Here is a 22996-nt window from a genome sequence, read left to right as displayed (position 1 = left end):
CAGTCAACCTTCAACGGCCGCCTGCCCGCCGGAGCGGGCGCTGGCCTCTCTGATACGAATGTAAAGCATGTGGATGGCAAGGGCTGCGGCAGCAGCAACCGCCAGCAGCGCGATGACGAAGAACGCGTCGTTATGGGCCAGCACGTTCGCTTCGCGCGTCACCTGCTGGCCGAGCAGCGCGACGCCCTCGGCCTTCAGCACGGCCTGATCGGTGATCGTGCGGCCATAGGCGGCGGAAAGCTGCGAGACGCGGGCGGCGACCAGCGGATCGGCCAATGTCATGGACTGGGCGAGGATATTCGAGTGGAACTTCTCGCGCAGCGTGATGAACGAACCGAAGAGCGCCGAGCCGGCAAGGCCGCCGAGGCTTTGCGTCACCAGGAACACCACGATGAAGCTGAGGATGTATTGCGGCCCCTTGCGCAGGGCCATGGTGAAACCGGAGGCGATGGCCGGCGGCAGGAACAGGCTGCCGCCCGCGGCGATCATCGCCTGGCTGAGATACATCTGCTCGGGCCGCGTGAGGTTTGTCGCCCGGCTGTCGAGAAAGGCGCCGGCGGCGATCAGAAGCAGCGCTACCATGTGAATGCCGGGTTCGCGGGAAGGCTTCAGGATCGCCGCGCAGAGCAGGCCGCCCGCCAGCGTGGCGAGCGCCACGGCGCCGTAGAGGCCCGTCAACTGGTCATTCTGCAACCCCATGATCTGGAAGAAATTGCCGGCCACGGCCGTCTGCTCGGCGAGCAGAAGGCGGAAAAGAATGAGCACGGCGGCGAAATGCAGGACCTCGCGGCTGACGAGCCAGCGCAGGTCGATCAACGGCTTTTCGCGGTTGAGCTCGAGCACGGCCGCGACGGTCAGCGCGCCGATCATGACCACCAGCAATTCGCCGATCCATTGCGCCTCCATCCACCAGTAGGTCCGGCCGGTGACGAGGATGACGGCGCCCGAGCCGAAGCCGATGGCGATGAAGAGATAGCTGACGATATCGAGCTTCTCGATGACCTTCGCGCGCGGGATCGGGGTCAGCGGCAGGAGGTAGATCGCCGCGAAGGCGAGCATGGCAAGCGCCACTTCGAGGTGGAGCAGCGCGCGCACGCCGCCAAGCTCGATGAGCGCGGGCGAGACGAGGCGCGTCAGCGGCGCGGCAAGGCCGATATTGGTCAGCGCCAGCGAGATGCCGACCGTCAGCTTGCGCGCCGGCGTGAAGGCCTCCAGCATGTAGAGGAAACCGAGGGAGGAGAGCGGCGCGGCGGCAATGCCCGCGAAGAAGCGCAGCACGATGGCGGAATGCAGGTCCGTGATGAAGATGTGCGCCACCGACACGACGAGGAAGACGGCAATGCCGAGCTCGGCGAAGTGGCGCAGGCCATACTGGTTGCGGATCTTGATGAGCGCCAGCGACAGGGAAGCGTTCGGCGCCATGTAGGCGGCCATCAGCCAGACGGCTTCGGCGCTGGTCGCGCCGAACGGGCCCTGAAGCTGCGGAATGTTTGCGGCGACGAGGTTCATGCCGAAGCCCTGCGTCATGGCGAGCAGGGTCGAAGCGGCCATGTAGGCGGCGGCGCGATGCGGCGCCATTGGAGGGGGAGCCGGCGGCGGGGCAGCCGGCTTTACATCCACCGGCTCCGTGAGCTCGTCCTCCGTCCCGCGTGGATCGGTGGCGGGAACGGCGCTCATGCCTCCACGCTCTCCCGACAGCTCTTGGCGATGTTCTCCGACATGGCGGCGAACACCTTGACAGTCGTCGTCATGTCGCCGGCTGAAATGCTTTTCAGCACGTCGGCGCGCAGGGATTTTGCAAGATCCAGCACCTCTTCGGCCACCGTCGCGCCATAGGCCGTCATGACGATCTGCTTGGCGCGGCGATCGCCCTCCACCGACTGGCGCTCGATGAAGCCCTGCTTCTCCATGCCGTCCAGCAGGCGCACGAGCGTCGGCGTCTCGATGTCGAGTTCGTCGGCCAGTTCACGCTGGTTGAGCTGTGCGCCGCGGCCGAGGATCAGCAGCGCGCGGGCACGCGGCAGCGTCAGGCCCCTCTCCTTCACGCGGGCATCGAAAAGGGCGCGCATCTTGCGCTGTACGCGGGAGAGATCGTCGAGAAGGCGCTCGCGCGGATCTGTAATATTCATGTCGCTAGTCCAAAAATAATTAGCTTGCTATCTATTCGCTCGCTAGTTAGTCGACCTGCAACAAAAAATCAAGCCCTGCCCACGGATGGTGGACAGGGCTTCGACAAAGCTCACGCGGATGTGATGGCCCGGGATCAGGGGCCGTCGTGTTCCTCGGGGAATTCGCTGGCGCCGTGTGTCGTCGGTGCGCTCCAGCCGCCGTATTTGCGCTGCCAGGAGCGCGCGCCGAACGGCAGGGTCGCGAGATAGCCGACGACCGTCACCACCATGGTCTCCCAGGTGAAGCTCATCAATGTCGCGACATAGATCACGACGAGCAGGATTGCCGGCAGCACGAGATCGCGGCGGATGCGGCTGCCTTCCGACTTGCCCGACCAGACCGGCAGGCGGCTGACCAAAAGGAAGCCGATCAGCATCGTGTAGCCGGAGGCAAGATAGGCGAAAAGCGGGCTCGGCGGGATGCCGAGAAAGCCGAGATAGACCGGCAGCAGCACCAGCATGGCGCCTGCCGGGGCCGGCACGCCGACGAAATATTCCGTCTGCCACTTCGCCTTGGTCTCGCGCTCGGCCATCACGTTGAAGCGCGCGAGGCGCAGGCCCGCGGCAATCGCGTAGATCAGCGCCGCGATCCAGCCGAAGGAGCGGGCCTGATCGAGGATGAAGACATAGAGGACGAGTCCCGGCGCAACGCCGAAATTGACGATATCGGCAAGCGAATCCATCTGCCCGCCGAATTTCGACGTCGCCTTCAGGAGGCGCGCGACGCGCCCGTCGATACCGTCGAGGAAGGCGGCGAGCAGCACCATGCCGACGGCAAGCTCGTAGCGGTTCTCGAAGGCGAGCCGTATGCCGGTGAGGCCGGCGCAGATGGCCAGAACCGTGATGACATTCGGGATGATGATACGCAGCGGAATTTCCCGCAGGCGCGGACCGCGCGCCTCGTCGTTCGGGCCATTCGGCTCATAGGGTGGAAACGGAGTGTCCATCTCTTTTCGCTTCGTTGTTATTGAGGCAGTAGGCAGAAGGCGTTAGGCAGTTGAATGTTCAACAACCCTATTGGCTACTGCCTAGTTCCTACTGCCTAGTTCCTAATCCCTCGTCCTAGCCGCGACGGCTGATGACCGGGCCCTTGGCCGAACCGAATTCCGCCAGCACCGTTTCGCCGGCGATCGCCGTCTGGCCGAGGCTGACGCGGGGTTGCACGCCTTCCGGCAGGAAAACGTCGAGGCGCGAGCCGAAGCGGATGAGGCCGAAGCGCTCGCCCGCCTCCAGATTGTCGTTCATCGAGGTCCAGCACAGGATGCGGCGGGCGACGAGGCCGGCGATCTGCACGACGCCGATCGGGCCGTGCGCGCTCTCGATGACGAGGCCGTTGCGCTCGTTCTCCTGGCTCGCCTTGTCGAGGTCCGCATTGAGGAATTTCCCCGCGCGGTAGGCGACGCGCGAAACGCGGCCGCGCATGGGCGCGCGGTTCACATGGCAATTGAAGACGTTCATGAAGACCGAGATGCGCAGCATCGGCTGGTCGCCAAGCTCCAGCTCGGCCGGCGGTGTCACCATGGCGATGGCCGAGACGCGGCCGTCTGCCGGGCTGATGACGAGGTCGTCGTCCTGCGGCGTCAGGCGCTCGGGATCGCGGAAGAAATAGGCGCACCAGGCCGTGAGCACGAAGCCGATCCACATCAAGGGTTCCCAGAGGAGACCGAGGAGCAGCGACACGACGAAGAAGACGGCCACGAACTTCCAGCCCTCCCGATGGATCGGCACCAGGGTGCTGCGTATCGTATCGACCAAACTCATCTTCCGACATCTCCTGATGATTTCACGCCATCGACCTAGCGTGAAATGGCGGTGGGAGCAATGCAGCACGGCGAATAGCCCCCAGAACGGACGCGCGGCTGGCATGGGTTTTTGATAGGTGAGCGGATGGATACCCCCCTCTGGCCTGCCGGCCATCTCCCCCTCAAGGGGGGAGATTGGATGGAGCACTGTCCCGCCCATCGCTGGCGTCGCGCTTTGAGCAAGGTGCCTGCCTCCTGCCGATCTCCCCCCTTGAGGGGGAGATGCCCGGCAGGGCAAAGGGGGGTGTGCCATTGACAATCGGGCAATCAGGAGCGGACATTCATCGCACTGCCGGAGGGAAACGGCGATGAGCGAAGAAACGGAAAAGCAGCCCATCCTCACCGGCGCGGAGCCGGTCCTCTATGTGGCCGACTTTGCCGTGTCCCTCGCCTTCTTCACCGAAAAACTCGGCTTCACGGCCGATTTCACCTATGGAGACCCGCCCTTCTACGGCGTCGTCGAACGGGACAGCGCGCGGCTCTGCCTGCGGCGCGTCGGCGAGCCTCTCTTCGTCGGGGATATCCGGGCGCGCGAAGAACTGCTGTCGGCCTCGATCACGCTCGGCAGCGCAGCCGCCATCGAGCGGCTCTTTCGAGACTACCGGGCAGTGGGCGTGTCCTTCCACCTGACGCTGAAGACGCAGCCCTGGGGCGCGCTAAACTTCATCGTGGTCGATCCGGACGGCAACCTGATCCTCTTTGCTGGCCCCAGCGACTGATCACTCTCCCGCCGGCGCGCCGCGCATGACGATGCCGAGATCGTCGCTCTCGCGCACCTGCTTCAGCCGCTCCTCGGCCTGCACGGCTTCGCGCTGGCGGCTCCACATGGAGGCGTAGAGGCCGTCCTCGCGCTGCATCAGCTCGCCATGCGTGCCGCGCTCGGCGATCACGCCATCTTTCAGCACGATGATCTCGTCGGCCGAAATGACGGTGGAGAGGCGGTGGGCGATGACGAGGGTCGTGCGGTTCTTCGAGACCACGTCGAGCGCCGCCTGGATTTCCTGCTCCGTGCGGGTGTCGAGCGCCGACGTCGCCTCGTCGAGGATAAGGATCGGCGGGCTCTTGAGGATGGTGCGGGCGATGGCGACGCGCTGCTTCTCGCCGCCGGAGAGTTTGAGGCCGCGCTCGCCCACCATCGCCTTGAACCCTTCGGGCAGATGGCGGATGAACGGACCGATCTGGGCGGCCTCGGCGGCGGCGGTCACCTCCTCGTCGCTCGCGCCGGGGCGGCCGTAGCGGATGTTGTAGGCGATCGTGTCGTTGAACAGCACCGTATCCTGCGGCACCATGCCGATCACCGACCGCAGGCTCTTCTGCGTGACGTCCCGCACATCCTGCCCGTCGATGGTGATCGTGCCCTGCTGCACGTCATAGAAGCGATAGAGCAGCCGCGAGAGCGTCGATTTGCCCGCGCCCGAGGGCCCGACGACGGCGACGGTCTTGCCGGCCGGCACATCGAAGGAAATGCCCTTGAGGATCGGCCGCGCTGGATCGTAGGCGAAATGCACATCCTTGAAGGAGATCGCGCCGTCTGAAACGGCAAGCGCCGCCGCGCCCGGCTTGTCCTGCACCTCCTGCTCCACCTCAAGCAGATCGAACATCTGTTCGATGTCCGTCAGGCCCTGGCGGATTTCGCGGTAGACGAAGCCGATGAAGTTGAGCGGGATGGCGAGTTGGATCAGCATCGCGTTGATGAAAACGAAATCGCCGACCGTCTGCTCGCCGCGCTGCACGGCAAGCGCGGACATGGCCATCATGATCGCCATGCCGACGCCGAAGATCAGCGCCTGGCCGAAGTTCAGCCAGCCGAGCGAGGTCCAGACCTGGGTCGCCGACTTCTCGTAGCGCTCCATGGACTGGTCGAAGCGGCGGGCCTCCATCTCCTCGTTGCCGAAATATTTGACCGTCTCGAAATTCAGAAGCGAATCGATCGCCTTGGTGTTGGCCTCGGTGTCGCTGTCGTTCATCGACCGGCGGATGGAGATGCGCCAGTCGCTCGCCCGCACCGTGAACCAGATGTAGAGCCAGACGGTGACGGCGGTGACGGCGAGATATTGCAGTCCGTAGCCCTGCCAGAAGACGGCGGCGGTCAGCAGGAACTCGATGAAGGTCGGCACGCTGTTGAGGATCGTGAAGCGCACGATCGTCTCGATGCCCTTGGTGCCGCGCTCGATGACGCGCGAGAGGCCGCCGGTGCGCCGCTCCAGATGGAAACGCAGCGACAGGCGGTGCAGGTGCACGAAGGTACGGTAGGCAAGCTGGCGCACGGCATATTGCCCGACGCTGGCGAAAAGCGCGTCGCGAAGCTGGTTGAGCCCGGCCTGCAGGATGCGCGCGCCGTTATAGGCAAGCACCAGCATGACGGCGCCGAGGAGGAACGTCGGCAGCAGGCTGACGGCGTCCGGCTTGTCGTTCAGCGCATCGGTCGCCCATTTGAAGAAATAGGGCACGAGCAGCAGCACGATCTTGGAGGCGAGCAGGAAGACCGTCGCCCAGACGACCCGCATCTTCAGGTCCGGCCGGTCGCTCGGCCACATATAGGGCCACAGGTTCACCAGCGTGTGGAGGAGATTGCTGTCATCGGCCGAAACCGTCTTCTTCGTCGTCGTTGCCACGCTGGCCTCCGCCGGACCGCCGCCGGCCTCATGTCTGGATTTCACGCGATGCGGCCGGAACCGCCGCATACTTTTGCTGGAACTGCTTCAGGACGCCTGAATGAAAATGCGGCGCCCGGTGGGGGGCGCCGCATCGCGGAGATAGGACCTTGCCGGCCGTTTCGCAACGGCCGGCGGGAAATAACAGCGATCAATTTTCCCGCATATGCTTGCGGTGCATCTTTTCCGCATCGACATCGCTCTCGGCAGCCTTGTCCGGCACGCCGAAGACCTGGCCGGGAATGATGCGGTCGGGGTTCGATATCTGGTCCTCGTTGGCGAGATAGATGGTCGTGTAGCGCACGCCCTTGCCGTAGATGCGGCGAGAAATCTGCCAGAGCGTATCGCCACGGCGGATGATGACCGAGGTCTTGCTTTCCTTGAGCGGCGCCTGTTCCACCGTTTCCGGCTCCTCGGCCACCGCCTGCTCACTGCCCGAGGCGGGATTCTGGCCGCCGGTGGCCGTGCCGCTTTCCGCCGTGGCAGTTTCGGACGTCGCCGACCCTGCCGTTGCGGAAGCCGCGCCTTCGGTAGCGCTCGCCACGGCATTAGCGGCGGCGACCAGAGACGGCATGCCCTCGAGCGCCACGAGCGCCTGCTGGTAGGCCTCCTTGCCGGCGCCTGCCGGAACGGCTGCGAGGCGGTCGAGCGCGGTCGAAGCCCAGCCCTTCAGCTTCTCGATGGCCGCGGTGACGTCGGCCGCCGCACCGGACGGCGGGGCAAAGCCGGTGATGGCCTTGAGCGCGCCTTCCAGCGCCGTGCGGGCGGTCTGGATTTCCGCGGCGGTCGCATTGCGGCCGTCGGAGAACAGCGTCGCGAACTGCTGCTGGAGCGCCGTCGCCTGCGCGGCGAGCGATTCGATGGAGGTATCCGCCGCAGCGGTGACGTCGCTTGCGGCAGCCTGTGCCTTTTCGATGGCCGGCGACAGCGCGTCGGCAACGGCCGTCTCGATCGAACCGAGCGCATCGCCGACGGCGGCGGCATCGGCCGGCAGCGACTGGATACGCGCGAGCGCGGCAGCCGCCGCGGCGGAGGCCTTGGCGGCCATGTCGCGGGCAGCTTGCCCCTCTTCCGCACCGGGCCGGAACTCGGCCAGCGACTTCAGCGCGATCTCCGTCGCCGAGCGCGCGGCGGCAAGCTCTTCTGCACTCGGCAGGCGGCCGTTCGCATAGAGCCCCTTGAGGAGCGCCACCGCCTTGTCGGCTTCCGTGCGCAGCTTGTCGAAGGTGCCGCCGCCGATGAGGCCGAGCGCCGGGCCGGCATCGCCGGTCGCGCTGTCCTGCGCCACCACGGCGACCTGCTCGCCCTCCGGCCGGTCGAACGGAACGGAGGCGCGGAAATCGACCTTGCCGCCGTCGGGGCTCATCACGTCGGCGCGGACCGTATGGCGGCCGACCGAAAGATCGATCGTGCCATCAGCCACGTAGCGGCCCTGTTCGTCCGCCTTCGCCTCGCCGACGAGCTTGTCGTCGGCATAGATGCGCACCAGAGCGCCGGGCTTGGCCGTACCGGCGATGAACATGCGCTCGCCTTCCAGCTCGATCGCGGAAACGCGAACCTCGGCCTTGGCGGCCGTACCGGTCGCGGTCGCGCCTGCGGTGTCGCCAGCGGTCGGCGTGCTATCGGCCGACGCGGTCTCCGTGCTGGTCGCCGTCGTAGCAGCCGTGTCGCCGGCAGCCTGATCGACGGTCTTCTGCGCCTTCTCGGCCGCATCCGGCACCGTGATCAGGCGGCTCGCCTCGCCCGGCTTGGACACCATGGCGAGCAGTTCGCCATCGCCGTTCTTCGGCACGGACACGGTCGCGACCTCTTCCGATGTCTTGGAGACGCCCTTGTCATCCTTGGTGCTGAGCGTCAGCTGATAGTCGCCGGCCGCCAGCGGCTGCTCGAAGACAGCCGCGAAATCGCCCGCCGGACCGATATCGGCCGTGGCGACGACGGTGTCGCCGTTCATGATTTCGAGCTTGGTGTTCGGCTGGCCGCGCCCGGCGATCACGGTGGAGCCGTCCGGCTCGACACGCAGGAGATCGAAGGCGGGCGTGACCCAGCCGGCGGCGGCATCGGCCGGAGCCGGATCCGCCTTGGCAATTTCCTGGGTTGCGGTTCCGGCGGCTTCTTCACCGCCCGCTGGCTTCTCGCCAGCCGCCTCTTCGCTGGTGGCGCTTGCCTCCTGGCCATCCGCCTTGGCGGTCTTGCCGCCCTCGGCCGGCTTTTCGACGAGCGTCGCTACGGGTGTTTCCGCCGGCTTGTCCTTGTTCATGTTGGGCAGCACAAAGAAAACCATGAGCAACGTTGCCGCCGCCAGCACGATCAGAGCCACCAGGCCGGTCTTGTTCTTCATCATCAACTCTCTCTCTGTCCCGGTTTCCCGGGGAGTCCCCTAAGCAAACTGCTATCGATTCCCCGTGTCCAGCACAAGGTTGCGGGGACGTTCCGGGCCGTGTGGCCCAGGTTTTTCCGTCATTATCCTTGACGGGCTCCCGGCCGGGTGTCTGAATCCCCCCATGAGCGAACAAACCCTGCCGATTCGATCCGTCTGCGTTTACTGCGGCTCCCAGCCGGGCCGCGAGTCCGCCTATATCAACGCCGGGCGGCAGCTCGGCAAGGCGATGGCCGAGAACCACCTGCGCCTCGTCTATGGCGGCGGCACGAAGGGCATCATGGGCGCGGTCGCCAGCGGCGTGCTCTCGCATGGCGGCCGCGTCACCGGTATCATACCGCAATTCCTCGTGGATATGGAGGCCACGCGTCATTCGCTCGGCCAGCTCAGCGAGTTGATCATCACGCCCGACATGCACGAGCGCAAACACAAGATGTTCGAGCGCGCCGACGCCTTCGTCGCGCTGCCGGGCGGCATCGGCACGCTGGAGGAGATCGTCGAGGTGATGACCTGGGCGCAGCTCGGCCGGCACCGCAAGCCGATGGTCTTCGCCAATATCGGCGGCTTCTGGGATCCGATGCTGAAGCTCATCCGCCACATGGCCGACGAAGGCTTCATCCACACCGCCCATCTCGTCCAGCCGCTCGTCATCGACGAGCCGGAGGAGATCGTCGCGGCGCTGCTCGACCATTGGGCGGGGCAGATCGACCGCGAAGGCGAAGCCGAGATCATCGCGCGGCTCTGAAGCGCACTTTCAAGAGATTGCGAAAGCCGGAGGATTTTCCCCTCCGGCTTTTTTCATTTGCCTATTCTGCGGCCCGGAGTTCCGCCGCCGCTACGCGCTTTGCGCGGGCCGTGCGCAGCATCGAGCCGGAATAGAGGATAAGCGCTGCCCAGATGAAGGCGAAGGCGATGAGCTTCGTCGTGCCGAAGGGTTCGCCGAAGGCGAAGACGGCGATGAAGAAGATCATGGTCGGCGCGATATACTGCATGATGCCGATGGTGGAGAGGCGCAGTAGCTTCGCGCCATTGGCGTAGATCATCAGCGGGACCGCCGTGACGATGCCGCAGGCCAGCAGCCACAGCACGTCGGCCAAGCCCGTATCGCCGAAATGGCCCTTGCCCGACGCTTCGAGCCAGATCACGTAGCCGAGCGCCGGCACGCTGAGCAGCAGCACTTCGAGGAAGAAGCCCTGGTTCGGCCCGATCGGCAGCGTCTTGCGGAAGAAGGCGTAGAAGCCCCAGGAAAAGCAGAGGCTGAGCGATACCCACGGCAGGCCGCCCGCATCGAAGGCGAGGATCGCCACCGCGCAGGCGGCAAGCGCGATGGCCACCATCTGCGCCGGGTCCAGCTTCTCCTTCAGGAGAACGGCGCCGAGGAAGATCGAGAAGAGCGGGTTGATATAGTAGCCGAGCGCCGTCTCGATGGCGCGGCCGGCGCCGATCGCCCAGACATAGATGCCCCAGTTGATGGTGATCAGCGACGCCGTCAGCGTCGCCATCGCCAGCATGCGCGGCGAGCGCAGCGCCACCTTGATCTCGCTGGTGCGGCCGAGCCAGATCAGCACGAGGCCGGCCAGCGGCACCGACCAGATGATGCGATGCGCCACCACTTCGGATGCCGGAATATGCGCCACCGCCTTCATGAAGAAGGGCAGGAAGCCCCAGAGCACGTAGGCGATCAGGGCGAAGACGAAACCGCGCGGCGAATCGCCTGCCTGGGGGCCGCTGGAGGAATTTGCGTCGGCCATGGTGTCAATTCCCGTCGATTTATCGGATTCCTCGACCGGATACTCCAACGATCGTGAATGCACCAATTCATTCCGGTGAAGGGATGATTGAGCTTCGCTGAACCTTGGCGCTATTCCGCCGCAACCCTTCCGGCCTCCCCGCGGTTCTTCAGGAGCTTGTAGACGATGGAGTCCATCAGCGCCTGGAAGGAGGCGTCGATGATGTTGTCGGAGACGCCGACGGTCCACCAGCGCGCGCCGGAGGCATCGGTCGATTCGATGAGGACCCGCGTGATGGCTTCCGTGCCGCCATTGAGGATACGCACCTTGTAGTCCGCCAGTTCCAGGTCGGCGATCTCGGCCTGGTACTTGCCGAGGTCCTTGCGCAGCGCAAGGTCGAGCGCATTGACCGGGCCGTGGCCTTCGGCGACCGACATCATGGTCTCGCCGTCGACGACGACGCGCACCACCGCTTCCGACACCGTCTTGAGCTGGCCGTTGACGTCGTAGCGGCGCTCGACCATGACACGGAAGCTTTCGACATGGAAGAAATCCGGCACCGAGCCGAGCGTGCGATAGGCGAGCAGCGCAAAGCTCGCATCCGCGCCCTCATAGGCATAGCCGGTCGCCTCGCGCTCCTTGACGATCTGGATGAGGCGGTCGAGCTTCGGATCGTCCTTGCCGACCGTAATGCCGCGCAGCTTCAGAGCATTGATGAAATTCGCCTTGCCACCCTGGTCCGACACCATGACCTTGCGCAGGTTGCCGACGCTTTCCGGCGTGACATGCTCGTAAGTGCGCGGGTCCTTCAGGAGCGCCGAGGCGTGGATGCCGGCCTTGGTGGCGAAGGCAGAGGCGCCGACATAGGGCGCCTGATGGTCCGGCGAACGGTTCAGCAGCTCGTCGAATGTGTGTGCCAGCTTGGTGAGGCCGGTGAGCTTTTCCGAGTCGATGCCGATCTCGAAACGGGCACTGTAGGCTTCCTTCAGCGCCAGCGTCGGGATGAGCGTCACGAGATTGGCATTGCCGCAGCGCTCGCCGATGCCGTTCAGTGTGCCCTGGATCTGGCGCACGCCGGCCTCGACGGCGGCGAGCGAATTGGCGACCGCCTGCCCCGTATCATTGTGCGCGTGGATGCCGAGGTTTTCGCCCGGCACGCCAGCGGCCACCACCGCCTTCACGATCGCCTGCACCTCGGAAGGCTGCGTGCCGCCATTGGTGTCGCAGAGCACGACCCAGCGCGCGCCGGAATGAAAAGCCGTCGTGGCGCATGCCAGCGCATAGTCCGGATTGGCCTTGTAGCCGTCGAAGAAATGCTCGCAGTCGACCATGGCCTCACGCCCGGAGGCGGCGACGGCCTTCACGGATTCGGCGATGCTTTCGAGGTTCTCCTCGTTGGAACAGCCGAGCGCGACACGCACATGATAGTCCCAGCTCTTCGCCACGAGACAGATGGCATCGCTCCTCGAGCCGAGCAGAGCGGCAAGGCCGGGATCGTTGGAGGCGGAAACGCCGGCGCGTTTCGTCATGCCGAAGGCGACGAATTTCGCGCTGCCGGTGCGCTTCTTCGAGAAGAAAGCCGTATCCGTCGGATTGGCGCCCGGATAGCCGCCCTCGACATAGTCCAGGCCGAACGCATCCAGCATGCCGGCGATCGCGATCTTGTCCTCGACGGAAAAGTCGATGCCGGGGGTCTGCTGGCCGTCGCGCAGCGTGGTGTCGAAAAGGTAGATACGGTCTTTCATGAGTTCCCTCCCGGGAGGCAGTCTTGTCTTACTTCTTGCCGGCGAATGTGTCGGTCGCATAAATCAGCCGGTCGAGGATGCCGGGCTCCGAATAGGCATGCCCCGCCCCTTCGATCAGATAGAATTCCGACCGCGGCCAGGCCTTGTGCAGCGCCCAGGCATTCTTCGCCGGGCACGGCATGTCGTAGCGGCCGTGCACGATGACGCCGGGAATGTCCTTCAGCTTGTGCGCATCGCGCAAAAGCTGACCTTCCTCCAGCCAGCCGGCATTGACGAAGAAGTGGGTTTCCAGCCGCGCGAAGGCGTCGGCGAACTCGTCCTCGCCGAAGCGGCCGCTCGTCGCGGGCTCCGGCAAGAGCGTGATCGTCTCGCCCTCCCAGAGGCTCCAGGCCTTGGCGGCGGCGATGCGCACCGCCTTGTCGTCACCGGTCAGGCGACGATAGTAGGCCTGCATCATCTCGTGGCGCTCTTCCGGCGCGATCGGTGCCACGAAGCGCTCCCACTTGTCGGGGAACATTTCCGAGACGCCGAACTGGTAATACCAGTCGAGTTCGGCTTTGGTGAGCATGTAGATGCCGCGAAGGACGAGTTCGGACACCCGTTCGGGGTGTTTTTCCGCATAGGCGAGCGCCAGCGTCGAGCCCCAGGACCCGCCGAAGACCAGCCATTCCCGCGCACCCGCCATCTCGCGCAACCGCTCAATGTCGGCGACGAGGTGCCAGGTCGTGTTGGCGTCGAGCCAGGCATGCGGCGTGGACTTGCCGCAGCCGCGCTGGTCGAAAAGCGTCACGTCGTAAAGGTCGGGATCGAACAGGCGGCGATGGCTCGGCGAGATCGTGCCGCCAGGCCCTCCATGCAGGAAGACCGCCGGCTTGGCGCCCGGCGTGCCGACGCGCTCCCAGTAGACGAGATGCCCGTCGCCGACGTCGAGATGGCCCGAGGCATAGGGTTCGATCTCGGGATAGAGGGTACGCAAGGCTTCGCTCATAATTTCAGTCCGTGGGCAGGCCAGTTTTCGGTTTCGTGGTCGGGGTGCTGGAAGGAGATGATCTTCTCCTGCTGGCTGTAATAGTCCGGGTCGTCATGGACCGGGGCGGAGAAGATCGCCTCGACCCACGGAAGGCGCGCGCCGTAATTGACCTGGATCTGCGGCGCCAGATCGCTGCGGTCGTCGAAGGCGCCGATGGCGATCTCCAGCCCGCCGGGATGCTTGTAGGTGAGCGGCGTGCCGCACTGCTTGCAGAAGCCGCGGGCGATGTTGATCGACGACTGGAAGTAGGTCGGCTCCTCGCGCGTCCATTCCGTCTCGCCCTTGGCGGTGACGAGCGGGCCGAAGAAGCCGCCGAACTGCTTCTGGCACATGCGGCAATGGCAGATCGACGGACGGCCGAGCTCTCCCTTGATGCGGAAGCGGACGGCGCCGCACTGGCAGCCTCCGGTACGAACGGTTTCGGTCATGTCTTACTCCTCCGGCGGCCAGTGATCGGTGTCGTAGTCGGGATGCTGGCGGTTCGAGTCGCGGATCGTCACATGGCGCGTCTCGCCGCATTCCCCTTCATTGCTCTCGTGCTCGGGAAGCTTCGGCAATTGCGAAAACCAGACAACGCGCGATTCGACGCCGGACTGGGCGGCGGGGCGCAGATCGTCGGGATCGTCGAGCGAGCCGAGCGTCACATTGATATGCCCCGAGCCCTGTTCCTCATAGAAAAGCGGCGTGCCGCAGTCCCGGCAGAAGCCGCGCCGCACGATATCCGAGGACTTGAACCAGCCGGGCTTGCCGCGGGTGACGGAAATCCTCTCGCGCGGTGCATTGGCGAGCGGCAGGAAATAGTTGCCGGCCGCCTTCTGGCACATGCGGCAATGGCAAAGGTGCGGATCGGCCAGCGTGCCTTCGACGCGGTAGCGCACCGCGCCGCACTGGCAGCCGCCGGTAAAGATGCGCGATATGCTCATGGCTTGCGCTCCGGCGGCCATTCGTCCGTGTCGTGGTCGGGATGCTGGTAGGAGACGAGATCGGCAAGGAAGGAGGCCGCATCCTGATCGGCCATCGTCTCCTCGCCCGGCAGGTCACGGATCGCATCAACATAGGGCAGCTTCGCCTCGATGCCCCACTGGATGCGCGGCGCAATCTCGGCCGGATCATCGAAGGCGGCGATGGTGAGCGCCACGCCATCCGGCGCCTCGTAGGTCAGCGGCGTGCCGCAATCCGCGCAGAAGCCGCGATAGCCGTGGTTCGACGACTGGAAGCGCCTGGGCTCTCCCCGCGTCCAGGTGAGCCTTGCCTGCCGCACGGAGACGAGCGGCAGGTAGAAATTGCCGCTCGCCTTCTGGCACATGCGGCAATGACAGACCGACGCATCGCCGAGTGCTCCCTCGACATGAAAGCGCACGGCGCCGCACTGGCACCCGCCGGTATAGAAGGGTGTGGTCATGATTCCGGCTCCAACCAGTTTTCGACCTTCAGACCCTCCACCCGCGAGAATTCGCGAACGTTCGCCGTGACTAGCGTCAGGTCGAGCGACAGGGCGTGGGCGGCGATGAAGAGGTCTGTATAGCCGATAGGCTGTCCCTTGCGTTCGAGCACATCGCGCGTTTGCGCATAGGCAAAGGAGACCGGCGGGTCGTAGGGAAGAATCGTGATCTCCTCCAGAACGGCCTCGACGCGGCGAGCCAGGGAAACGGCTCCCTTTTTCCTCAAGCCGTAGCGCAATTCCGAAGCGACTATGGCGCTTGTACAGAGTTCGTCCGTCGGCACCGCGGTCGCGCGGCCGGCGGCCGCACCCTCGGGATTGCGAACCATGTCCGAAATAATGTTGGTGTCGAGCATGTAGCGAAAGGTGGTCACAGCTCGACATCCTCCGGAGGCGGCGTCGTTTCGTCTAATTCCGGAAATTCGCCTTCCCAGGGTTCAAAGGTCGCAAGCAGGGCGGCCAACCCCATTTTTCTCGGCTTCGGCTCAAGGATGAGGCGGTCGCCTTCCTTGCGCATCACCGCCTCGTTGCCGGGAAGTTCGAACTCGACAGGAATGCGAACGGCCTGATTGCGGCCGTTGCGGAAAAGTTTCACCTCCCGCTCCTGCGCTGCTTCAGTCACGTCCTGCGGTCTTGCATTCATAGCGACCTCCATGGATTTCGGCATATGCCTAAGCATATGCCTTCACCGAGCCCTACACAACCTCACCGCTTCACCTCCCACGTCGTCACGCGCTCGCCCGTTGCCGGGTCCTTGCCGTCCTTGAGCTGGACGCCCTTCGAGGAAAGGTCGTCGCGGATCTTGTCGGCTTCCGCGAAATTCTTCGCCTTCAGCATTTCGAGGCGAAGTTGGATGAGCGTGTCGATGCTGTCCTCCAGCGCCTTGGAGACTTCCGCTTTCTTCGGCAGCACGCCGAGAAGCCGGGCGCTGGCGGCGAAGACCGGCAGCATCAGCGCATCGTTGTTGGCGCATTGGGCGAGCGCGTGCAGGGCCTGCACGGCGGCGACCGTGTTGAGGTCGTCGAGCAGCGGCGCGCGAACGCTCTCATCCACGCGGCCCTGTGCCGGGTCGCCGCCTGTCGGCCACTTGGCGATGAGCCGCTCGGCCTCTTCGAGGCGCTTCACGCTGAAGTCGATCGGCTCGCGGTAGTGCGTCATCAGCATAGCAAGGCGCAGCACCTCGCCCGGCCATTTGCGGCCGCCGAACTTTTCTTCGTGCAGCAGTTCGGCGATCGTGAAGAAATTGCCTTCCGACTTCGACATCTTGCGGCCTTCGACCTGCAGGAAGCCGTTGTGCATCCACACATTCGCCATGACCTTGGTGCCATGCGCGCAGCGCGACTGGGCGATCTCGTTCTCGTGGTGCGGGAAGATGAGGTCGAGGCCGCCGCCGTGAATGTCGAAGACCTCGCCGAGATAGGCGGCGGACATGGCCGAGCACTCGATATGCCAGCCCGGACGACCGCGGCCCCAGGGAGAGGCCCAGCCCGGCTCTTCCGGCGAGGAGAGCTTCCACAGCACGAAGTCGCCGGGGTTTTTCTTGTGCGCGTCGACGGCGATGCGGGCGCCGGCCTGCTGCTCGTCGAGATTGCGCTTGGAGAGGTCGCCATAGTCGGCCATCGACTGCGTGTCGAACAGCACTTCGCCATTGGCAACATAGGCATGGCCACGTTCGATGAGACGTTGAATCAAGGTGATCATGTCCACCTTGCCGTCCGCGCGCGGCTCGACGAACTCGGTCGCGCGCGGCTCATAGGTCGGCGGCATGGCGCCGAGCGCAACGATGTCGGCGTGGAACTGGTTCGCCGTCTTCTCCGTCACGCGGCGGATCGCCTCGTTGAGCGACAGCGTGCCGTCGGCGATCTCGCCGCCGAAATCGCGAAGCGCCCGCGCGTTGATCTTGTCGTCGACATCCGTGATGTTGCGCGCATAGGTGACATGGCTCTCGCCATAGACATGGCGCAACAGCCGGAACAGCACGTCGAAGACGATGACCGGCCGCGCATTGCCGATATGGGCGAAATCATAGACCGTCGGGCCGCAGACATACATGCGCACATTGTCGGGATCGATGGGGGCGAAGGCCTCCTTCGAGCGCGTGAGCGTGTTGTACAGCGTCAGGACCGGCTTATCGGCCATAGGAATCTCCCAAAATGCGTGCACCCGGCTGGCCGGGTCGTTGTCATCCGGGGATTTTGGGGGACGAAAACGGCCGGGCCAGCGCGTGCGCTAGCGAATAATGCTCCGGCGAATGCAGAGTACCGTTTTCATGGCTTGCTTTATCGCGCCGCGCGGACGTGCGGTCAAGCGGGCGCATGCCCTCCCGAGCGAAAATCCTGTCCGTTCCGCCTGTTACCACGGTGACAGGCCGCCCGGCGCTTCCATGCAAGAAGAGAGGCACCAGGCCAACAGATCGAAGGACCAGCATCATGAACGCCGCAAAGACCCCGTCCCGCCCCGAGGCCAACCTCGTCGCCCGCTACAATCCGGTGGCCATCCGCGCCGTCGTGGCGGCCGCGCTGCTGGTAAAAGTGCGGCAGAATCCCGCAAAATGAATGTTAGCGCCGGTCACAATTGTTGACCGCCAAAACCGGTGGTTTCGGGCCGCCGCCGCAGTGCGATCAAAATTTGAGCAGAATTTGGCCGAATGGGGCCTGTAAATGCATGGCTCATCGGGGGTAGCGACCGGGGGATATACGGGGCTGCCTGATGAAACCACCTCAGGAGAATGAAATGTCGACCGCAAAGAAACAACCGGTACAGCACGCCGCCAACGAGAACCTGCAGGAGCGCTACAAGCCGCTCGGCCTGCCCGCCGTTGTCGCCGCCACGCGCTGCAAGCCGGAGATCAAGTCCGCCGATGTGCGCCGCAAGCGCGATCTTCCGGCCGTGCTTCAGTTGCACGACGACTGATCGCTCAGAAGAGCGAGAGCTGATCCGATGACGGGGGCGCTTCTGCGCCCTTTTTCGTTTCCTTCGCCGGCATCTCAGCGCGTTCCTCGACCGGTTCCAGAATATCCGGCCCCATATTGGCGACCTTATTCACCTTGTCGGAGATGGGGATAGCCTCGAAGAAGCCATCGTCGATCGGCCGCATCAGGTCCACCACGTCGCGCGGTTCCTGCGTCTTGCAGTCGAGCCAGCGCGCGAAATCCTCCTGGCGGATGACGACCGGCATGCGGTCGTGAATGCGGGAAATGTCGTTGTTCGCCGCCGTCGTCAGGATCGCGCCGGTATCGACCTCCGAGCCGTCGGCCGACGACCAGGTCTCCATGAGGCCGGCGAAGGCGACGATCTCGCCCTTTTTCGGGCGGATGAAATAGGCCTGCGCCTTCGCGCCCTTCTCCTCCGGCCGGCGCCATTCGAAGAAGCCGGTGGCCGGCACGAGGATGCGGCGGTGGCGCATGGCGGCGCGGAACGAGGCCTTGCCGATCGCCGTCTCCGAACGCGCATTGATGAGCAGCGGAAAGTCGCGCGGGTCCTTCACCCAGCCGGGCATGAAGCCCCAGCGCACCAGCATCGCCTTGCGTTCCGGCAGGTTGCTTCCCGGCCTCTGCCTGTCGTCCGCGACGACGATCAGGATCGGCTGCGTCGGCGCGATGTTGTAGCGCTCGGGCAGGTCGTCCAGTTCGGCAAGGTCGAAATAGGCCTCGGCGAGGTCCGTCTTCGCCAGCAATGCAAATCGTCCACACATGGCGTCGTCATCGCACTTTGCCTATAAGGGGTCAATGAAGCGCAATCGAACCGGACAGCGATGAAGAAGTCGAAGAAGCCCCAGCCTGCCTCCTCCGCCATTATCGAGCGTGACGGGCGCTACCTGCTCGTGTTGCGCAGCAAGCCGCCGTCGGATGCCATGTATGCTTTTCCAGGCGGGCGCGGCGAAGAGGGCGAGACGCCGGCCGAAACGGCGATCCGCGAACTTCTCGAGGAAACCGGCATTCAGGGCGAAAAGCCGATGCTTTTTGCCACCTACGACCTGCCCGGCCGCGAAGACGGTCCCGGCAGCCCCTCCTTCTTTCTCTCCGTGTTCAAGGTGAAGGCGGATCCGATGGCCGTCGCGGTCGCCTCCGACGATGCGGCGAGCGTCGGCTGGTACACGGCGGCGCAGATCGAGAAAATGCCCGCCCCCGACAGCGTGCGCGAATGCATCCTCCGGCTGGAAGCGGAGCGGACGGGGCGCGGCGCATGAAGGTGATTCGGCTCGCCCTCCTCCTCGCGCTCGCCTTCGCCGCACCCGCCCTCGCCCAGCAGGCGAAGGGCGACAAGGCCAAGGAAACGCCGCCGACCCCCGCCGTCGAGGAGAAGCCCGCCCCCTATGACGAGCGGCTGGAGCGCCTTTCCGAGATCGTCGGCGCCGTGCACTACCTGCGCAACCTTTGCATGGACAAGGCGGAGGACAACTGGCGCGCCTCGATGCAGCGGCTGATCGAGCTCGAAGCGGCGAACGAGCCGAAGCGGCAGGAAAAGCTGACGGCGGCGTTCAACCGTGGATATCGCTCCTTCGCCGCCATCTACACGGCTTGCACCGACTCGGCGGTTGTCGCAGAAGAGAGATACCGTAACGAAGGTGCAACACTTGCCACAGAAATTACCGCACGCTTCGGAAATTAGTGTTTAATTAACCTGTTTTCGCGGGAGCCAGTGCCGTTTTGGGAAAAGGCTGCTAAGGTCGTTAACAGTGCAGTAAGAACTGAATGCCGCGCATGGACCGATTGATGGAACCTACTCTCAACGATATCGACGAGATGATCGTGCACGAGAAGATGCAGGCCGCTCTGGAATACCAGAACGAAGCCTGGGCCGACGGAATGGCTGACGGCATCGAACCGGAAATCATCGCCGACGCCGCGATCGCGCTTGCCCTGCGCGAGACGATTCGCGTCCAGGGCGAAAAAGGCGCAGAAGCGATGCTCGAATCGCTGCGCGAGCGCATGCTGGCTGGAGAATTCTCCCCCGGGCGCATCCTGCAATAGGCTGGAAAGACAGGTCATGCAGACGTCGGCTGACGGCAAAAAGCTGTTTCGCAGCAGCCTCATCGTATTGTCGGTGCTTTTCGGGACGACGGCGCTCACCGCGCCGCTGCGCCCCGCCTTTGCGCTCAGCGGCTTGAAGAACGAGCAGGGCCAGGTTCAGCAGCAGCCCGCCGAGGGCGAGAAGTCGCCGCCTGTGGAAGAAGAGCCGGAACAGGAGCAGGAAATCGGCCCGCTCGAACTGCCGATGCCCGATCCGCTGATTCGCAGGGACCAGTCGGTGACGGAGCCATCAGGCGAGGACCCCGCCGTCACGGACGACAAGGCGGTGGAAGAGCCGGAGGTGCCGGCCGAGATATTCTACGATATCGAAAAGGCGCCCGAGCCGGTGCGCCGCATGCGCCAGCTCATCGTCGAGGCCGCGGCCTCCGGCGATATCGAGCGCCTGCGTCCCCTGCTCGGCAAGGGGATGACCGAGACGCAGGTCTCGCTGGTGGAGAGCGAGGAAGGGCCGGTCGAGACGCTGAAAGGCCAGTCCGGCGATGCGGAGGGCATCGAGGTGCTCGCGATCCTGCTCGACGTGCTTGCGACGGGCTTCGCGCATGTCGGCAAGGGCACGGCGGACGAGATGTATGTCTGGCCCTATTTCACCGAAAAGCCGCTCGCCGGCCTCACGCCGCCGGAAAAGGTGGAACTGCTGCGCATCGTCACCGCCGGCGATTTCGCCGAAATGCAGGAATTCGGCAGCTACAATTTCTACCGCGTCGGCATCACGCCCGATGGCCAGTGGAAATTCTTCCTCACCGGCGAATGAGCCTATAGCGCCTCCAGCCAGGCATGGCCGGGATGGGCCCTGGCGATGCAGGCCCCGAGCCAGCGCCGCTGCGCTGCGTCGAGCTTGGGCAGCGCGCGGGAAAAATCCGCCTCGTCCTTGTCGCGCCGGTATTTCGCCTTGAACAGCAGGATGGCTTCCGGCGCGAGATAGGGAATGCCGCCCTCCGTCACATGCACGACCTCGCCGCGCGGCCGGCGGATCGCCGGGTCGCGCTTGTAGACCCAGGTCTCGGGCGTGCCGCCCTCCAGCATCATGTCGACGCGCCAGCATGCCGCCGCGACGTCCTCGCACCAGACCTGCGCTTTATCGGCGGGCGGCGCCTCACCCACCCCGAGCGGTTCGACGTGGCCGTCGCCGACCGCATGGAGCCGCAGGCCGGACAAGGCGGCGCGGAACAGGGCGAAATCGCCGCGCAGGATGGTGAATTCAAGATCCTCGTGCGGCCGCGTCTCCTCGCCATGCCAAAGATCCAGCGCCCAGCCGCCGACAACGCACCACGGCCGCACGACGGCTGCGAGCCGGTTCGCAAGCTCCTGCGGGTGCCAGGCGGACCATGCATCGTGGGGAAGCGTCGGCAAAGCGCTCATGACGTCATCGTTCCTATTGATCAGGCGTCTTCATAACCATCCCGAAGCGCCGGACAAGGCCCCGCGACCTTGCGAAAGGCGCCGGGCCGTTCTACTTCTGTTTCAACAGGTGCGATCGTGCACCGCCTGCGCCGGACTCGAAGAATCACGATGCCGGCGCGCGAGAAATCTGGATCGAATCATGCCTTCCGTCACGCTTTCCGGCCGCGCCTTCCTCCACATATCCGGCAAGGACGCCGAGACCTTCCTGCAATCGCTGATCACCACCAACCTGCCCGACCTGCCGCAAGGCGAGATCCGTCCCGGCGCGCTGCTGACGCCGCAGGGAAAGGTCCTCTTCGATTTCCTGATCCGCCGCGACGGCGCGGACGCCTTCCTGATCGAGACGACGGAAGGCCAGCGTGATGCGCTGCTGAAGCGCCTGACCATGTACAAGCTGCGTGCCGCGGTCGATCTCGGCCTTGCCGAGGGCGATACGGTGACGATCGCATGGGACGGTGCGGAAGCGGAGGCGGCGCGCGACGGCCGTTTCGCCAAGGCCGGCATCGCGCTCTCCCGCACGCCGGGGAACGGCGGCAGCGACGATCCTGCGCTCTACGAGGCGCTGCGCATCGGCGCGGGCATTCCCGAATCCGGCCATGACTACGCGCTTTCCGATGCCTTTCCGCATGATGTGCTGCTCGATCTCAGCGGCGGGCTTTCCTTCCGCAAGGGCTGCTATGTCGGGCAGGAGGTGGTCTCCCGCATGCATCACCGCAGCACCGCGCGCCGCCGCCCGGTCATCGTCAGGGGCGAGGCCGACCTGCCCGCGACCGGCACCGAGCTTCTTGCCGGCGGCAAGCCGATCGGCACGCTCGGCAGCGTTTCCGGCCCGCTCGGCCTTGCCATCGTGCGCATCGACCGGGCGGCCGACGCCATTAATGGCGGCACGCCGATCACCGCGGCGGGCGCGCCCGTCACCGTCGAACTTCCCGCCTGGACCGGCCTGACCTTCGCTGCGGACACCTCCGAGGTGTCGGCGCAATGAGCGGAGCCGTGCGAGCGAAGACGGAGCCCCGCGCGTGGCAGCGCATGCTGTCCGGCCGCCGCCTCGACCTGCTCAATCCCTCGCCGCTCGACATCGAGCTTTCCGACATCGCGCATGGCCTTGCCCGTGTCGCGCGCTGGAACGGCCAGACCGACGGCGACCATGCCTTCTCGGTGGCGCAGCATTCGCTGGTCGTCGAGACGATCTTCCGCCAGCAGAACCGCTGCGACGCCGGCGAATGCCTGATGGCCTTGCTGCACGACGCGCCGGAATACGTGATCGGCGACATGATCTCGCCCTTCAAGGCGGTGGTCGGCGGCGGCTACAAGACGGTGGAGAAGCGGCTGGAGGCGGCGGTGCACCTGCGCTTCGGCCTGCCGCCGGCCACGCCCGCCGGCCTGAAGGCGAAGATCAAGAAGGCCGACCAGGTCGCCGCTTTCTTCGAGGCGACGGAGCTTGCCGGTTTCTCCCATGCCGAGGCGACGAAATTCTTCGGCGCGCCGCGCGGCATCACCGTCGAGATGATCGACATCGCGCCGCTTCCCGCCGTCGAGGCGCAGCGGCGCTTTGCCGAGCGTTTCGAGGCGCTGGAACGCGAGCGCGGCCCCCTCGCCGCGGCGGTGTGAC

General features: G+C 65.1%; 27 protein-coding genes. 10 read left to right on the top strand and 17 right to left on the bottom strand.

The annotated features are described in order from the left end of the window. Nucleotides 1-3: 3 nt before the first annotated feature. The 4 genes from Q9316_RS06240 to Q9316_RS06225 all read right to left on the bottom strand — a co-directional run bounded on the left by Q9316_RS06240 (nt 4) and on the right by Q9316_RS06225 (nt 3929). Entirely contained in the window at nt 4-1578 is a 1575-nt protein-coding gene (locus tag Q9316_RS06240) for an MFS transporter (RefSeq protein ID WP_306035231.1), read from the bottom strand. Between the two features lie 95 nt (nt 1579-1673). After that, nucleotides 1674-2129 carry a MarR family winged helix-turn-helix transcriptional regulator gene (locus tag Q9316_RS06235; protein ID WP_306034361.1) on the bottom strand — a complete coding sequence of 152 codons (456 nt, stop codon included), beginning with the start codon at nt 2127-2129 and terminating at the stop codon, nt 1674-1676. A gap of 134 nt (nt 2130-2263) precedes the next feature. Next, on the bottom strand, nt 2264-3115 hold the full coding sequence (locus Q9316_RS06230; protein ID WP_306034360.1) for a CDP-alcohol phosphatidyltransferase family protein: 852 nt from the start codon (nt 3113-3115) through the stop codon (nt 2264-2266). A 115-nt stretch (nt 3116-3230) separates the two neighbouring features. Beyond that, a complete protein-coding gene (locus Q9316_RS06225) occupies nt 3231-3929 on the bottom strand; it encodes a phosphatidylserine decarboxylase (RefSeq protein ID WP_306034359.1) in 699 nt (232 codons plus the stop codon). Nucleotides 3930-4278: 349 nt separating this feature from the next. Here Q9316_RS06225 and Q9316_RS06220 point away from each other — a divergent pair, with 349 nt between their 5' ends. Then, nucleotides 4279-4689 carry a VOC family protein gene (locus Q9316_RS06220; RefSeq protein WP_371877966.1) on the top strand — a complete coding sequence of 137 codons (411 nt, stop codon included), beginning with the start codon at nt 4279-4281 and terminating at the stop codon, nt 4687-4689. Here the strand turns inward: Q9316_RS06220 and Q9316_RS06215 are convergent, their stop codons facing one another. Further along, entirely contained in the window at nt 4690-6585 is a 1896-nt protein-coding gene (locus tag Q9316_RS06215; RefSeq protein WP_306034358.1) for an ABCB family ABC transporter ATP-binding protein/permease, read from the bottom strand. It lies immediately after the preceding gene. 190 nt (nt 6586-6775) lie between these two features. Continuing rightward, on the bottom strand, nt 6776-8968 hold the full coding sequence (locus tag Q9316_RS06210) for a LysM peptidoglycan-binding domain-containing protein (protein WP_306034357.1): 2193 nt from the start codon (nt 8966-8968) through the stop codon (nt 6776-6778). A gap of 160 nt (nt 8969-9128) precedes the next feature. Between Q9316_RS06210 and Q9316_RS06205 the strand changes: the two genes are divergently transcribed. Beyond that, on the top strand, nt 9129-9749 hold the full coding sequence (locus Q9316_RS06205; RefSeq protein WP_306034356.1) for a TIGR00730 family Rossman fold protein: 621 nt from the start codon (nt 9129-9131) through the stop codon (nt 9747-9749). A 61-nt stretch (nt 9750-9810) separates the two neighbouring features. Here Q9316_RS06205 and rarD read toward each other — a convergent pair whose 3' ends face one another. The 9 genes from rarD to cysS form a co-directional block, all read right to left on the bottom strand. Then, on the bottom strand, nt 9811-10755 hold the full coding sequence (rarD, locus tag Q9316_RS06200; RefSeq protein ID WP_306034355.1) for an EamA family transporter RarD: 945 nt from the start codon (nt 10753-10755) through the stop codon (nt 9811-9813). Between the two features lie 110 nt (nt 10756-10865). Beyond that, nucleotides 10866-12479, bottom strand: coding sequence for a citramalate synthase (cimA, locus tag Q9316_RS06195; RefSeq protein WP_306034354.1), 1614 nt, complete (start codon nt 12477-12479; stop codon nt 10866-10868). A gap of 28 nt (nt 12480-12507) precedes the next feature. After that, a complete protein-coding gene (gene pip / locus Q9316_RS06190; protein ID WP_306034353.1) occupies nt 12508-13467 on the bottom strand; it encodes a prolyl aminopeptidase in 960 nt (319 codons plus the stop codon). After that, a complete protein-coding gene (locus tag Q9316_RS06185) occupies nt 13464-13937 on the bottom strand; it encodes a GFA family protein (RefSeq protein ID WP_306034352.1) in 474 nt (157 codons plus the stop codon). Before Q9316_RS06185 ends, pip begins: the two co-directional genes overlap by 4 nt. 3 nt (nt 13938-13940) lie before the next feature. After that, the gene (locus Q9316_RS06180; RefSeq protein WP_306034351.1) at nt 13941-14432 is read right to left on the bottom strand and encodes a GFA family protein; all 492 of its coding nucleotides are present in this window, start codon (nt 14430-14432) and stop codon (nt 13941-13943) included. Then, nucleotides 14429-14911: a GFA family protein gene (locus Q9316_RS06175; protein ID WP_306034350.1), complete on the bottom strand. Its 483-nt coding sequence runs from the start codon at nt 14909-14911 to the stop codon at nt 14429-14431. Before Q9316_RS06175 ends, Q9316_RS06180 begins: the two co-directional genes overlap by 4 nt. Continuing rightward, the gene (locus Q9316_RS06170) at nt 14908-15306 is read right to left on the bottom strand and encodes a type II toxin-antitoxin system VapC family toxin (protein WP_306035230.1); all 399 of its coding nucleotides are present in this window, start codon (nt 15304-15306) and stop codon (nt 14908-14910) included. The genes Q9316_RS06175 and Q9316_RS06170 overlap by 4 nt, the downstream gene beginning before the upstream one ends. A 14-nt stretch (nt 15307-15320) precedes the next feature. After that, nucleotides 15321-15593, bottom strand: coding sequence for an antitoxin (locus tag Q9316_RS06165; RefSeq protein WP_306034349.1), 273 nt, complete (start codon nt 15591-15593; stop codon nt 15321-15323). A gap of 62 nt (nt 15594-15655) precedes the next feature. Beyond that, nucleotides 15656-17089 carry a cysteine--tRNA ligase gene (cysS, locus tag Q9316_RS06160; protein ID WP_306034348.1) on the bottom strand — a complete coding sequence of 478 codons (1434 nt, stop codon included), beginning with the start codon at nt 17087-17089 and terminating at the stop codon, nt 15656-15658. 290 nt (nt 17090-17379) lie between these two features. Between cysS and Q9316_RS06155 the strand changes: the two genes are divergently transcribed. Together Q9316_RS06155 and Q9316_RS06150 are read left to right on the top strand one after the other, a co-directional pair. Further along, nucleotides 17380-17505 carry a hypothetical protein gene (locus Q9316_RS06155; RefSeq protein WP_306034347.1) on the top strand — a complete coding sequence of 42 codons (126 nt, stop codon included), beginning with the start codon at nt 17380-17382 and terminating at the stop codon, nt 17503-17505. A gap of 178 nt (nt 17506-17683) precedes the next feature. Then, the gene (locus tag Q9316_RS06150) at nt 17684-17863 is read left to right on the top strand and encodes a hypothetical protein (protein ID WP_306034346.1); all 180 of its coding nucleotides are present in this window, start codon (nt 17684-17686) and stop codon (nt 17861-17863) included. A 4-nt stretch (nt 17864-17867) separates the two neighbouring features. Here the strand turns inward: Q9316_RS06150 and Q9316_RS06145 are convergent, their stop codons facing one another. After that, a complete protein-coding gene (locus tag Q9316_RS06145) occupies nt 17868-18644 on the bottom strand; it encodes an SOS response-associated peptidase (RefSeq protein WP_306034345.1) in 777 nt (258 codons plus the stop codon). A gap of 60 nt (nt 18645-18704) precedes the next feature. On the opposite strand from Q9316_RS06145, the gene Q9316_RS06140 reads away from it, so the two are divergent. The 4 genes from Q9316_RS06140 to Q9316_RS06125 all read left to right on the top strand — a co-directional run bounded on the left by Q9316_RS06140 (nt 18705) and on the right by Q9316_RS06125 (nt 20734). Then, the gene (locus Q9316_RS06140; protein ID WP_306034344.1) at nt 18705-19139 is read left to right on the top strand and encodes an NUDIX hydrolase; all 435 of its coding nucleotides are present in this window, start codon (nt 18705-18707) and stop codon (nt 19137-19139) included. Next, a complete protein-coding gene (locus Q9316_RS06135; protein ID WP_306034343.1) occupies nt 19136-19561 on the top strand; it encodes a TIGR02301 family protein in 426 nt (141 codons plus the stop codon). The genes Q9316_RS06140 and Q9316_RS06135 overlap by 4 nt, the downstream gene beginning before the upstream one ends. 104 nt (nt 19562-19665) lie before the next feature. Then, nucleotides 19666-19923, top strand: a complete 258-nt coding sequence (locus Q9316_RS06130; protein WP_306035229.1) for a hypothetical protein — start codon at nt 19666-19668, stop codon at nt 19921-19923. A gap of 16 nt (nt 19924-19939) precedes the next feature. Beyond that, on the top strand, nt 19940-20734 hold the full coding sequence (locus tag Q9316_RS06125) for a hypothetical protein (protein ID WP_306034342.1): 795 nt from the start codon (nt 19940-19942) through the stop codon (nt 20732-20734). 2 nt (nt 20735-20736) lie between these two features. Here the strand turns inward: Q9316_RS06125 and Q9316_RS06120 are convergent, their stop codons facing one another. Next, nucleotides 20737-21342, bottom strand: coding sequence for an amino acid transporter (locus Q9316_RS06120; RefSeq protein ID WP_306034341.1), 606 nt, complete (start codon nt 21340-21342; stop codon nt 20737-20739). 181 nt (nt 21343-21523) lie between these two features. On the opposite strand from Q9316_RS06120, the gene ygfZ reads away from it, so the two are divergent. Then, nucleotides 21524-22369: a CAF17-like 4Fe-4S cluster assembly/insertion protein YgfZ gene (ygfZ, locus tag Q9316_RS06115; protein WP_306034340.1), complete on the top strand. Its 846-nt coding sequence runs from the start codon at nt 21524-21526 to the stop codon at nt 22367-22369. A gap of 44 nt (nt 22370-22413) precedes the next feature. After that, on the top strand, nt 22414-22995 hold the full coding sequence (locus tag Q9316_RS06110; RefSeq protein ID WP_306035228.1) for an HD family hydrolase: 582 nt from the start codon (nt 22414-22416) through the stop codon (nt 22993-22995). Nucleotide 22996: the final 1 nt, after the last annotated feature.

This window comes from Shinella zoogloeoides, assembly GCF_030733845.1.
GTDB classification, from domain to species: domain Bacteria; phylum Pseudomonadota; class Alphaproteobacteria; order Rhizobiales; family Rhizobiaceae; genus Shinella; species Shinella zoogloeoides_C.
Note: the sequence above shows the minus strand (reverse complement) of the source record. Positions and strands in the feature narration are given on the sequence as shown.